Consider the following 12,767-nt stretch of genomic DNA (forward strand, 5'->3'; position numbering starts at 1 on the left):
ATTTACTTCTGGTTGACGTATTCCGGCGAGGTGGCCAGCAGGTAGAGCAGCTCCTTGACCCGAACCGCGGTGGTGGTCGCGGGGTCCAGCGAAGCGACCGTGTCCAGCGTGATGCTGCGTGGATTCGGCGTGGCCGCGGAACCGTAGCTGTTCTTGAAGTTCCCTGCGGTGAGAAGCAGGTCGAGCTGATCCAGCACCACGGTGGATGCCTGCGCCACCGTGTCACCGGCGGTGATCCGGGCGTCGTAGAGCTGTTCGTAAACAGTCCGGTCGAGCTTCACGTTTTCCTCCAGATCATCCGTGGAGCCGACGAGGCGGTTCACGTTCTGGCCATTGTTGTTCTGGATGAGGGTATTCGCGTAGTTCGTCGTGCGGATCACGCTGGTTTCCGTGCTGAGCTGGAGCTCGGGTGCCACCAGTCCGGCGGCGGCGAGCGAACCGCCGGGGTTGAAGCCGGGGAGGAACCAGTTGAAAACCGTCGGCGCGTTCTGCGGCGTCTGGGCGAGCTGGTCATCGGTATTCGGATAGCGGTAGAGCGTGGTGCCTGCGGGGAAGTTGTTCAGCTGCCCTGACGGATAGCCGAACGAAGTGAGGGCCGAGAGCGGGAGGGTGGATTTTCCGTCCAGCGCGCGGATCAGCTGCAGATAACGAATGATCGGTTCCTTCTGTTTTCCGTAGCCGACCTGGTTCACGAGCGTCAGGTCGCGGGCCTCGGGATCGAGAAGGATCGCCTTGATGACGGCTTTCAGGTTTCCACGGGTGCCGGAGCCGTTGTTCTCGAATTTCTGGGCGACGCGATAGACATACCCACGGCTCGGGTTCGAGGTGACCAGGCGCTGGATGAGCTGGCGGCTGATGAACGGCCCGACGTTCGGGTGGGCGTAGATGATGTCCAGCGCCGCGGCGAGGTCGTCCTGGCCGCTGAGCCCGGCGGCGATGCTTGTCCCGAGCACGGTTTTCGCACCGGTGTCATGGTAGGCGGCGAAGTTTTTCAGCGGGTTGGTCCATGATGCCTGGTAGTAGGCAGGGCCGTTCCCTTGGAAAAAGTTCGTGTTGTCCTGCTCGGGATACCCCGCACCCGCGGTGCCGTTTTTCTTGCTGAAACTCCAGCCGGTGAAAACCCGGGCGAGGTTGGTGATGTCGTCATTGCCATACGTGGCGATCGGCAGGCCATCGCCGCCCAGCTTCAACGATCCGTCCGGATGGAGCTGCACCAGCCCGATCGAGAAAAGCTGGAGGATCTCGCGGGCATAGTTTTCGTCCGGACTGATGAGCACGTTGCCACTGCCATCGGTCACGGTTTTCTGGTTCTGCAGGTGGCTGAGGTATTTCCCCATCACCGGGCTCTTGCTCACATCCCCCAGCAGGCTGCGGAAGCCGCCGTCCGCCTTCGCACCCAACTGGTCGTAATAATTCGCCAGGCCGTAATGCCTGCTGCGGAGCAGCGCCAGTTCCTCGGACACCACGAAGATCTCGCTCAGCGCGAAAGCCGTCCGCTGCCGGAGCTGGTCCTTCGCCTTGGCGGAAATGAGCCACCAGCCCCTGCGGCGGTTGTGGTAGTCCACCTCGTTGTTGGTGGTGAAATTCGAGGGAGATGCCCCGCGCAGATTCCACTCGTGGGCGTCGGCCGCCTGCGTGTAGTCCAGCAACCGTGTCTGGCCGAGAGCGAACTGGGCCTCGATCCATGCGGCGTATCCGGCGATGCGGTCACCGGCGTGGGTCGTCTGGATCGAATCCACCAGCGCGTCGATTTCCGGCTTGGTCGCGCCGAATGTCGCCTGTGTCAGGAAGCGGGAGACATCACGGGTCAGCGCATCCCCCGTCAGGACCGCCGGTGCGGGCGCGGCGGGCGGCGGGGTGAAAGTGCTTGAGCCGGTCTGGAGGCCGAAGGTGCCCGCGATCTCTCCCGCCGGATAGGTGCCGGTACCGATGTTCAGGTAGATCCATTTTCCACCGCTCTGGAACAAGCCGTCGACAAGATCCTGCCCGGCCAGCGCGCCGACCGGATTGACGGTCCACGTTTCATTGATGACCTGTCCGATCGGCAGGGTGGGACGCAGTTCCTGTCCGATGCCGGAGGTCACTCCGTAACGGATGTAGGCGTTCACCTGGTTGGAGGTGAGGCCGCTGAAGCCGAGGTTCACCCGCGCCACGGTTTTCGAACCGTTGAGGTAGAGCGTCGCGATGCCGGAGGCATACGTCTGGGCGGTGCCCTGGCGTGTCAGATAGGCGACGAACAACTGCTCGTTTTGAGCCGTGTCTGTCGCGTCCTTGATTTTCACCGCCGCCGTGGATGGCGAGCCGAGGGAATAGGCGGCTCCGGACGAAAGCGTGAGCGCCACGGTTTCCGGATATTCGTTCAGCGAATCCAGCACGGGAACGATGAAGATGGTCCGCACGCTTTCCCCCGCCGCGAAGGAGATCGATCCGGTGAGCGTGTTTCCGCGATCATCCTTCACCACATAGTCGCCCGCCGAAGCGGTGCCGGTGAGCGCGAAGGAAACCGTTGCCGGTGCGACTCCTCCGCTGCGGGTGATGAGGAACGCGGCACGTCCGCCTTCTTTCTCGAAAGCATCCGGAACCGACGCCGCAACGGTCAGGGTGCCGGCCCCGTTCGCCACATTCGGATTCGTGCCGTAGGTCTGCTCCGCAAGATTGCCCAGTCCGTCTCCATCTGGGTCGAGCGCTCCATCGGCGGAGTTGTTCGGATTCAGGCCGTTCGCCAGTTCCCATGTGTCCGGCAGCCCGTCCTCATCCGTGTCCAACGCGCCGGAAACCGCGAGGAATCCCGCCTTTTCCGCCGTGTGTGCGATGTTCACCTCCAGCGAGGTTTCTTCCTGCAATCGAAGATCCGCCCCTCCGGCGGTCAGGTTCGCGAAGCGGGGCGTCACCGGATCCGCATCATTCCGCGTCTGCGGATCCGCGAACAGGAAAGGTTCGGCAAGCTTCCGGGCGAAAACCAGCGGCCTGAAAAACTCGGTCACGTCAGCGGCCGTCACGCCCGCATGAACGGAGAGATAGGGCGGAGTGACCAACCGGCCATTGCCTTGCTCGACCGCCAGATAATGCACCGTTTCGTCGGCATGGGTCTGATCCTGCGCCGACTCCTCTTCCAGTCTGACCGAAAATCCGGTGGCCGTGACTCCGCTGAGGCGCGACTTCACCGCGCTGCTCCCATTCCTCGTGACGGTCTGCGTCAGCACCGCCGGAGCCGCTGCGAATGCTTCCGCAAACGTCCGCGCCGACGGGGTGTTGTTCACCAATGTGGACCGGCCGAACTGCCACTGCAGTCCGCCGATGACATACGTCCCCTCCTCCGCCACGACATAGTGGACCTGCTCCTGCGCGTGGATGCCGTCTTGGAAATCCCATTCGTCGAACTGCCACTCGAAACCGGTCGAGGTGACGTTCCGCACCCGCACTCCCACGGGTTCCGGATCGTTCTGCGTCGCGGGTCCGAAGACTACCACCGGGTTTGCGTAGCTCTTGGCGAATGTCACCGTCTGCCAGGTTCCCGCAGCCGCCTGCGCCTGCACCAGCTCGCCGAATTGCAGCTTCGAGCGCAGTTCTCCCGCCGTTTCACCGAGCACGAGGTAACCCACGTTTTCCGCGTTATGTGTGGTTTCCGTCGCTGCGGATTGCTCCTCCTGCAGGAAGATCTCAACCCCGGTTTTCGTCAGGTTCCGCTGGCGGACCACAAAGGGATCGCTGCCGTTCGCCGTCTGCCCCTGGGCGAAAATGAGCGGCTGCCGCACCGTGCCGCCGAAGGTGATAGGCTTCCATGCATCCGTCACATTCGCCGCGGTCCTGACCGCTTGGAAAGATGTTCCGTCCAGTGTTCCGCTGGCTTGGGCGATGGCGATCCAGCCCACCGATTCATTCGACAGCGCGGCGGTGTCGGATTCCTGGGTGAGCGCCTTCACCTGGAAATTGGTGGTGGTGACCGCCTGCACCCGGCTGGTCACCGCCTTGGCATTCGCCACCGATTCGACCTGGGCCAGCACGATGGGAGTCGTGGTGAAGCCCGTGCCGAGGGCCACCGTCTGCGCCGTGCGCGTCACCCCTGTCGTCCGGCCCGCTTTCCAGGTCTGCCCATCGATGGTGTGCGTGCCCGGTTCGATCGCAAGGTAGTTCAAGGTCTCCTGGCCGTGCACCCCGTCGAGATAGTCCCATTCGTCGATCTGGTATTCGAAACCCGTCGCGCTCACATTGCGGACGCGGGCTGCGAAGCCGGCCGGATCCAGATGGGTCGGCGTGCCCAACACCACCACCGGCACAGCCGGAAACGGAGTGATGAACGTCACGGTTTTCCACGTTCCGGCATTCGGCTGTGAAAATGTGAGGGATCCGGATTCATATTTCGGGACGGCGGCGGCGATTGCGGAGATTCCGATCGACAACAACGAGGTAAGGAAGACGGCATTGCGCCGCCCGGATAAGGGATGGGTCATGGTGGAAATGAGGGATTTCCAACACCAGGGGCCACGCGGCCTATGGGCGGAGGATGATTTCGGTCACTCTAACCGGCCTGCGGGATGCCGCAGGTGGGTGCCGCCGCCGTGTGGAACTACCGGTGGGCGAAATCGACGATCCTCTTCCAAAGGTCTCTGTCGCTGCTCGTCCGATTCCAATATGAATCGCTCAAGCGGATTAAATCATTACTTAAATGAGCAATATGGTCAACAATTTTCTTACAAATGAACAATGCTGCCAATTGATTTATTTCCAGCAATTTACAAAATGATGCAACACCTCTTGAGGAGAAGCCTCCGTGGAGGCATGAACAAACGTGCCCGAGAAACCTCCATCACGGTCCCCTTGGATACCCGGCATCACCGATCTGAAAAATATCGGTCCCCCTGGCTGCCATCACGGATGCACGGCACCTCATCAACTGGAGCAAATGATCCACACCTCCGCTCCGCCAACGGACGGGCGCTTTGCCACGAAAAACAATCCGGCGGTTTGAACAACCCCATCGCCCTCGCACGATCGTCCACAAGGACGATCAGCGGGCCACCACTTTACGAGAGACGGAAAACGATCCGCGCCTTCGTAAGATCGTAAGGAGACATTTCCATCTTCACCTTGTCACCCACGACGAGGCGGATGAATCGCTTGCGCATTTTCCCGGAAATGTGGGCGAGCACTTCGTGACCGCTCTCCAGTTTCACACGGAACATGGTTCCCGCGAGAACCGAGGAAATCTCGCCGTCCACTTCCACCGCCTTCTCATCTTCGTCCTTGGAGGAACGCTTCGGCGGACCGTAGCGGTTGCGGTTGGTACGACGGCCGGAATTCTTAGGGCGTGGAGGCATGGTGGAGTGGAATAAAACAAGCGGCGGAGCAAAAACCTCCGCCGTGCGACGAGTCGGTAACTTATCCCAGCGGCGCCATCAATCCCAAAAAATGCGGGATTTCGCCACACTCGTGCTTTTCTGCATCACCCCACGCTTGCCAAGGCGTCCTCGAACCTCCACTTTTCCCGCCGCAGCCATCGTCGAGTGGCATTTCCAAAAACCGCACTATCTTCAATTGCCATGCCTGAGATCACCGAAAAAGAACTCCCCGCCAATCTGAAGCCACTTTGGCTCAAAGCGCTCAGCGCCGTTCAAACGAATAACCTTCCCTATGGCATCAGCCTGCTGCAAGCCGTGCTCAAGGATGCTCCCGGCTTCCTCGACGGCCGGAAGATGCTCCGCAAGTGCGAGTTCCAAGTGGCCGGCCCACCTAAGAAAAAGGGCGGTCTCTTCGGTTCCTCCGGTGGCACGAAACTGGCCGGCCAAGCGAAAAAAGATCCTCTCGGAACCATCCCTCTCATTGAAAAAGAGCTGGAGAAGGATCCATACAACGACGCTTCCAACGATCTTCTCTTCGACACCTTCTTCAAGCTGGACCTTTTCGAAAGCGCCGCTTTCGCCCTCGAAACGGTCCGCAAGGGCAGCCCCGAGAATGCGAAGCTCCTTCACAAGCTGGCGGAATTCTACATCAGCCGCGAACAACCGATGCAGGCATCGGAAGTCTACAACGACATCATCAAGCACCACCCGACCGACGGCGCCGCCATCAAGGGTTCCAAGGATTGTTCCGCCCGCGCTTCCATGCAGAAGGCGAAGTGGGATGAGAACTCGGACATGCGCTCGCTCATGAAGAACAGCGCGGAGTTCGAGGAACTGGAAAAGGCTTCCCGCACCGGCCTCACCAAAGACCAGCTCGAAGAGCGTCGTGACGCCGTCATCGCGAAATACAACGAGAACCCGAACAATCTGGCCACCGCCAAAGACCTCGCCGGGCTTTATGAGCAACTCGAGGATTGGCACAACGCGCACGCCTTCTACGGCTGGGCACACACCCTCAGCAATGGTGACGTGGCGCTCGCCACCAAGGCCGGTGCCATGAAAGACCGGGCTCTTGAGACGGATCTGAAAAACCTCGAGGCCGCTGTCGCGGCGGACCCGGGCAACGAGGAGCTCAAGGCGGCGCTCGACGCACGCAGGGCGGACCGCCTGGCGGAGCAGGTGCAGGAAGCGCAGAAGCGTGTCGATCAGAACCCGACCGACCCGCAGCTCCGCTTCGAACTGGGCAGCGCGCTCTACCACGTGGGAGACCACAGCGGAGCGATTCCACACCTCCAGCAGGCGACGCGCAACCCGCACATCCGCACCAAGGTCCTGCTCCTGCTCGCCCGCACGTTCCGCGCCAAGGGCATGTTCGACCTCGCCATCAAACAGCTTTCGGACGCTCTCGCCGATCTCGTCGCCATGGACAACACCAAAAAGGAAGTCCTCTACGAAAAGGGCCTCATCCACACCGAAATGGGTGGCAAGGAAGCCGCTCTCGATTGCTTCAAGCAAATCTACGAAGTGGACTACGGCTATCGTGACGTGGCCAACCGCGTGGAGTCCTCCTACGCGTGATGCCCTTGCGGGATATCTGACAATCACCTCGCCGTCCTTCTCAAAGAGGGACGGCGTTTTTTTGGATCCGTCACGCCGGGCTCTACCGCGGCGACGGCAGGCCCCGTGCTCCCGGGAAGCCGTCGCACCTTGATCAAAGGAGGTCGGATGCCCGGGCGGGTACCGTCCCGGACCGGATCCCGGTTGCGTGGCATCCGGTGCGAATCGACCATTCTCCCAGGTATCAACCGTGCCGCCCCGGAGGCTCGGCCACAACCCAGTCACCCGCAACGATGCGGGTGATCTCGAACTGCTTGGACTCCGCCTCGCTGTTGCGGCGGATCTCAATGGTCGCACGGCTCATTTTCTGCCCTTGTGAAAAGAGCTGTTCCATCCTCCGCGCCTCGGCCGAGCCGACCTTGCAATAGCCGCGAAGCAGCTCTTCGGTATCCGGCGAGGCGATGGTATAACAAACCCAGTCCTTTTCGGTGTAGAGGCCGTTGTAGTAGGAATCGTTCCCCACCAGGACGCGCACCACTCCTTGGTCGATTTTTTTCGTCACCAGGTCCTGCCAGGACGGGCGGTTGGAACGGGCGAACGCGTCAAAATCCACCTTCCACTCTCCCGCTTCGTCCGGAGTGAGAAAGGCGAGACGCTCCACCGGTCTTTCGGAATTCTTGTAAACCACGAGCACTCCCTCCAACAACAAACCGTCCGTATCCATGCTGCTGAGCCAGTCGTATCGCTCCACGACGCCGTCACGTTGTTCGCTGGATTTCAGGAATTCCAGAACCTCGGCGCTGGTGGCACCCCCCATGCGGAAAAGGGCGGGCATCTGGTCCTGGTTGCGGTTCGTCAGGGCACGCTTCACCTTCTCCAACGCCTGCTCCTTGCTCGGGGATGGAAATTTGGAAACCACACGCTCCTCCGCCACGGGCTCTCCCGGATGCGTACGCACCACATTCTGGAACACGCGCGACTTGGCCCAGAGGGAAAAACAAACGCCCAACACACCCAGGGTCGCCCCCCCCAACAGGACGGACCAGACCAGCAGGACCCTGCTGCGGTTGGCATCCGGCTTCCCCTCGCCGCGACGGCGCAGGCGACGGGTGCCGGTCGAGGAAGTGAGGCCGCCACGCAGACGCGAGACACGGCCGATGTCGGGCGCTTCACCGCCCGTCCTGCGACGGGTGGATGCGATTCCGCATTGGATATCGGGAGTTTTCATTGGGGGATGATCCTGGGGAAGGATTGGAGCCTCGACGCTCGGCAGGATCAGATCCGCCCATGAAACGGGGGAGCGGGTATCACCCTGATTTACGATGACAGGGTTACTAATAAATCCCGGCCTGAGTGCGCAAGCCCAGAAATGTTACAAGTCAAATGATTTTTCCAAAAGAAATAACCATTCTCCCGTGAATGCCGTTCATTTGAAGCGATCTTCAAATGGCTTGGATCCCACAACCCAATCTTCCGCAACAACTTGGGAAATTTCCACCTGTCGGGAATCCCCGCCTTCCACCCGGCGTATCTCCAAAGTGGCCCGGTTCATACTGGGATTTTTCCTGAAAATGGACGCCATCGCGGCCGCCTGGGGAGAGTCTTGCCTGCAATAGCCCAGCAGGATCCGGCTGGTGTCCGGCGAGGCGAGGCCGTAGCAGACCCATTGCGTCTCGTCCCGGAAGACGCCATTGTAGTAGGAATCCGCCGCCGCGTAGATCCGGACCCGGGCCGACTTCGCACCCTTTTCCAGAAATTCGTCCCAAGAGGGGGTCACGGTCCGGGCGAACGCGTCAAAATCCACCTTCCACTTTCCCGCCTCGTCCGGGGTCAACATGGCCACCCGGTTGCGGGGCAGCTCCGTGCCTTTGAATGCGACGATCAGGCAGTCGACCGCCATGCCGTTCCCATCAATGCTGCCGATCGAATACACCTTTGAGACCACTCCATCCACCTGATCGAGCGACTTGAGAAAAGCCACGATCGCCTCTGGCGATGACTCGCCCAGACGGAAATATTCGGAAATTCTCTCCGGTTCGCGGACAGTCAGGGCCTCCTTCACCAACGCGATGGCATCCGCCTCCGGCAATGACGGAATGGCGGGCCTGATGAATTCGTCCTCCTTTGCCAGAGCCGCCGGCCTTCGCGCCACTTCCCTTCTTTCCATGTTCGGACGGATCCACAGCCAGACCGAAACCCCCAGGATCACCAAAACCAATCCGGACAGCAGCAGCGACCACATGAGGATGACCTTCCGCCGGAACTCGCGGCCCCGGTCAGTCTTGCGGATTTCCCCGCTCGCGCTGCCGCCCCCTTCCCCCCTGCGCTTGCGCCGGATGGTTCTCGGCAATCCGGTACCGGGCATCCGCCCTACTTTCCCGATGTTGGGAGCATCCCCCTCCGAGCGGCCATTCTTGCTGGAACGGACGGAACGCTGAAAGTCGTCGGATTTCATAGAGGGGGGATGGGGAAGGAGGAACTCAACTGGTGACGCTCAGCGCGGAAACATCGTGATCCGGTAGCGGTTGTAACGGTCGTCCGGACGGAAAAGCCAGCCGGGCTGGCGATCCACCACCTCATAACCGGTCAACATGAACTCGGGCAGGAATTGGTTGCTGTTCGGATCATAGGCCTGGGCTCCGGTGTAGTAGCCCCGCAGGCGGTATTCGAAATTATTGTCGAACGCATAGCGCTGGCCGGAAGGGCCGTTTTCGGACATGCGGTCCGGCGCGTGTTTCTTATCCTCCCGCAGGACAACGAGCTTGCCCCGGTTCCACGATTGGCGGGGCTGGCGGACATAACCCCAGAAGCGGGTTTTTTCGACGAAATAACGGCGTCCGTAGAAAAAGTCACCGGTCGGCTCGCTGGCGATTTTCGCGTTCCTCTCCTCCACTGTCGGTCCGCCCAGGTTGCCGGAACCCATTGATGGTCCGCACTGCGTCAACAGCGCGCACACGCTTCCGAGCAGGATCATTTTCAGTGAGAAATTCGCCATGGAGGAAACCTAGCCGCCTTCCCGCCCGCCCCGCAAGCGCGGAACCGGGGCAATAACCGGATATAAGACGAATTTCCCCGCTTGGCAGGTCCCGCCGATCCACGGATGTTCGGGCATGCCCCGCATTGTCATCACCATCGGAGATCCCGCCGGCGTCGGACCGGAAGTCATCGACCTCGCGCTCGCTTCCGGAAAAATCCCCTCGGGTTTTGAAATCGAAGTGCTCGGCGACAGGACCGCGGGCACACCCGGCCGACCGGACAGCCGTTCCGCCGCCGCCGCGCTCGCCGCGCTTGATGAAGCCGTGCGCCGGTTGAAGGAAGGCAGCGCCGACGCTGTCGTCACCGGCCCGGTCTCGAAGGAAGGACTCCAGGCCCTCGGTTTTCCGTTTCCCGGCCAGACGGAATACTTCGCGGATGCGTTCGGAGTGGCGGACTATGGAATGCTCCTTACGGGAGACACCCTGAGCGTCGGACTGGCGACCATCCACGAACCGCTGGCCAAGGTCCCGGAGCTTCTCACGCAGGAATCCATCCTCCGCATCGGCCATCTCACCGCGGATTTCCTGAAGCGCCGGGGCATCGCCAGGCCGAAGATCGCGGTGGCCGGACTCAATCCCCACGCCGGAGAGAACGGAGCCTTCGGGGACGAGGAAATCCGCACCATCACCCCTGCCATCGCCCGCCTGAACGCCACCGGAGATGCGGTCTTCAGCGGCCCGGCCGTGCCGGACGCCATTTTCCGCGATGCCGCACAGGGACATTACCATGCGGTTCTCGCCATGTACCACGACCAGGGTCTGATCCCGCTCAAGCTGCTGGACTTCGACACGGCCGTGAATGTCACTCTCGGCCTGCCGAAGCCCCGCACCAGCCCGGACCACGGCACCGCCTTTTCCATCGCGGGAAAAAACCTCGCCAGCCCGTCCTCCATGATCGCCGCCATCCGGCTGGCGTGCGAACTGGCTTGATCCGGCAGGCCGAACCACTAGCGTCACGGATATGAAAAACTGGATGTCCTGGGAAGGCGGCGTGGATCTCATCGCCAAAACAAATGCGGAACTCGAAATGCCGAACGTGATCGTCCACGTCGCACGGATGGTCCACACCCCCGCAGGCTCCTCACCAAGCGGCATGATTTTCTGGCAACCGGATCCGGCGGCACCTCCTCTCGCATTCGGCTTCGTGAGCGGTGACGAGGCGGTGGGCGGTTATTTCTCCAAGCACATCTTCGCGGGAACGCCCTTCGAGGGAGCCCCCGTCATCCTCGGAACCATCACCATCGACATCGATTCCGAAAAGGCCACCGCTCGGGTGGAGATTCCCGGCTTCGTCTTCGAATCGCACCTCACAGGGTTCTCTGAAACCACACTGATCAACCGCGCGCCGCTGCCAACCGCGCCGTTTCACCAACAGGGCCTCGAAGCCGCCGCCAGCCATGCGGATCTGAAGGTGAATGGGGAGAAAATCGAACTGGTCATCCCACCCGTCGGCATCACAGGCGGTCCCTGTGCGGTCGTCGCCGCCAGCGGAATCTACGCACGCTGAGTTCCCGGATCACCCGCCTCGCGCCCGCGGTAAAACACGGCGAACACGACGAAACACACCGCGATAATCCCGGCGAGGATGGACCAGAAATCCAGCCAGCCGTGGCCGTCCGCCGTGACGTAATGTCTCCTCACCCAACCGCAGACCACCGCGCCCACCAGCGGGCCCAGGCCGCTTGTCACCAGTGACAGCAATCCCTGCGCCTGGCCGCGCATGCCCGGATCCACCCTTCGGTCCAGGAACACCTGCGCCGTGATGAAGTAGAAGGTATAACACATGCCATGCAGCATGATCCCCGCGATGTGCCAGCCGATCATGCCGCTCGCTCCGGCGTAACCACTCATTCCGAACCGCACCACGGACAGACCCAGCGACCACAGCAGCACGGTTTTCACACGGAATTTCATCATCACGGACCCCACCAGCAACATCGCCGCCACCTCGGTGATCTGCGCCAGCGTCATCGTCGCCGTGGAACGCTGGTCTCCAAGGACCTTCAACAACTCCGGCGCATACATGTAAAAGGCCGTCAGCGGGATCGAGTAAATCGCCGTCACCACGAAAAACACACAGTGGTCGCGGTGTTTCATCAGGGAAAAGGCGTCCAACCCCAGTCGGCTTTGCCAGGAACTTCCCTTCCCCAACGGCGGCGTGTGCGGAAGAAAGAACGCCAGCATCCCCACCGTCATCCGCGTGGCCGCCGAGGCATAGCCGGCGGTGGGGCTGGTGTCGGCTTTCAGGACATAACTTGTGGTCACCCCGGCAAGCATCCACCCCAGCGTCGCGCCGAGCCTGACCAGGGGAAACTTCCGCTCACCTTCGGACAGATTGGTCAATGCGATGGTCGTGAGGAGTCCCCATGCCGGCCCCGAAACAAGCGAGTAACAACCGAGCAGCGCGACGAACCACCACGGATTCCACCCGGCGTGCAGCGTGCCGAACGCGGCCAGCAGAGCCACCGATCCGATCAACGAGGTCCACGCGAACAACCGGTCCGCCGCCACCCGCTGGTCCGCCAGCGCGCCGCCTATCAATGGGGAAATCACCGCGCACAACGGCGGCACGATGAACACCAATGCGACCCAGTCCTCCAGCCCCCTTGCTTTCAATATGTTCGTGAGGGCCGGCATCCAGAAGCCGGGTGTCATTCCTTGCAGGAAAAACACCAGCCACAACCGGACGAAAACCCCGCGGCCGTTCGTCGAGGTTCCTGTTACGCCATGCACGTCCATTCACTACCCATCCCCATCGGAAAAGGCCAGCGGGATAGGAAAAATTCCGCTTGCGGGTACCCCCTCCTTCTGATTTGTTCTAAGGAACACTGTTCAT

The 12,767-nt window shown here is 61.4% G+C and carries 9 protein-coding genes; 3 read left to right on the forward strand and 6 right to left on the reverse strand.

What is annotated here, in order from left to right; translation table 11 throughout:
• Positions 1-2 precede the first annotated feature (2 nt).
• Together JIN84_RS07045 and infA are read right to left on the reverse strand one after the other, a co-directional pair.
• Entirely contained in the window at positions 3-4,451 is a 4,449-nt protein-coding gene (locus tag JIN84_RS07045) for a DUF1800 family protein (RefSeq protein WP_200350325.1), read from the reverse strand.
• 573 nt (positions 4,452-5,024) lie between these two features.
• A complete protein-coding gene (gene infA / locus JIN84_RS22950) occupies positions 5,025-5,318 on the reverse strand; it encodes a translation initiation factor IF-1 (RefSeq protein ID WP_200350326.1) in 294 nt (97 codons plus the stop codon).
• 222 nt (positions 5,319-5,540) lie between these two features.
• Between infA and JIN84_RS07055 the strand changes: the two genes are divergently transcribed.
• The gene (locus JIN84_RS07055; protein WP_200350327.1) at positions 5,541-6,917 is read left to right on the forward strand and encodes a tetratricopeptide repeat protein; all 1,377 of its coding nucleotides are present in this window, start codon (positions 5,541-5,543) and stop codon (positions 6,915-6,917) included.
• A 223-nt stretch (positions 6,918-7,140) separates the two neighbouring features.
• On the opposite strand, the gene JIN84_RS07060 is transcribed toward JIN84_RS07055, so the two are convergent.
• The 3 genes from JIN84_RS07060 to JIN84_RS07070 form a co-directional block, all read right to left on the reverse strand.
• Complete coding sequence (locus JIN84_RS07060) at positions 7,141-8,124, reverse strand: SH2 domain-containing protein (protein ID WP_200350328.1); 984 nt, start codon at positions 8,122-8,124, stop codon at positions 7,141-7,143.
• 198 nt (positions 8,125-8,322) lie between these two features.
• Positions 8,323-9,351, reverse strand: coding sequence for a hypothetical protein (locus tag JIN84_RS07065; protein ID WP_200350329.1), 1,029 nt, complete (start codon positions 9,349-9,351; stop codon positions 8,323-8,325).
• A 39-nt stretch (positions 9,352-9,390) separates the two neighbouring features.
• Positions 9,391-9,891, reverse strand: coding sequence for a hypothetical protein (locus JIN84_RS07070; protein WP_234043256.1), 501 nt, complete (start codon positions 9,889-9,891; stop codon positions 9,391-9,393).
• A gap of 115 nt (positions 9,892-10,006) precedes the next feature.
• Here JIN84_RS07070 and pdxA point away from each other — a divergent pair, with 115 nt between their 5' ends.
• Positions 10,007-10,861, forward strand: coding sequence for a 4-hydroxythreonine-4-phosphate dehydrogenase PdxA (pdxA, locus tag JIN84_RS07075; protein WP_200350330.1), 855 nt, complete (start codon positions 10,007-10,009; stop codon positions 10,859-10,861).
• Positions 10,862-10,892: 31 nt separating this feature from the next.
• Complete coding sequence (locus JIN84_RS07080; RefSeq protein ID WP_200350331.1) at positions 10,893-11,438, forward strand: hypothetical protein; 546 nt, start codon at positions 10,893-10,895, stop codon at positions 11,436-11,438.
• On the opposite strand, the gene JIN84_RS07085 is transcribed toward JIN84_RS07080, so the two are convergent.
• Positions 11,426-12,664 (reverse strand): MFS transporter, encoded by a 1,239-nt coding sequence (locus JIN84_RS07085; RefSeq protein WP_325099571.1) that lies wholly within the window; start codon positions 12,662-12,664, stop codon positions 11,426-11,428. The two genes, JIN84_RS07080 and JIN84_RS07085, sit on opposite strands and share 13 nt — an antisense overlap.
• Positions 12,665-12,767: the final 103 nt, after the last annotated feature.

This window comes from Luteolibacter yonseiensis (assembly GCF_016595465.1).
Classification (GTDB): Bacteria; Verrucomicrobiota; Verrucomicrobiia; order Verrucomicrobiales; family Akkermansiaceae; genus Luteolibacter; species Luteolibacter yonseiensis.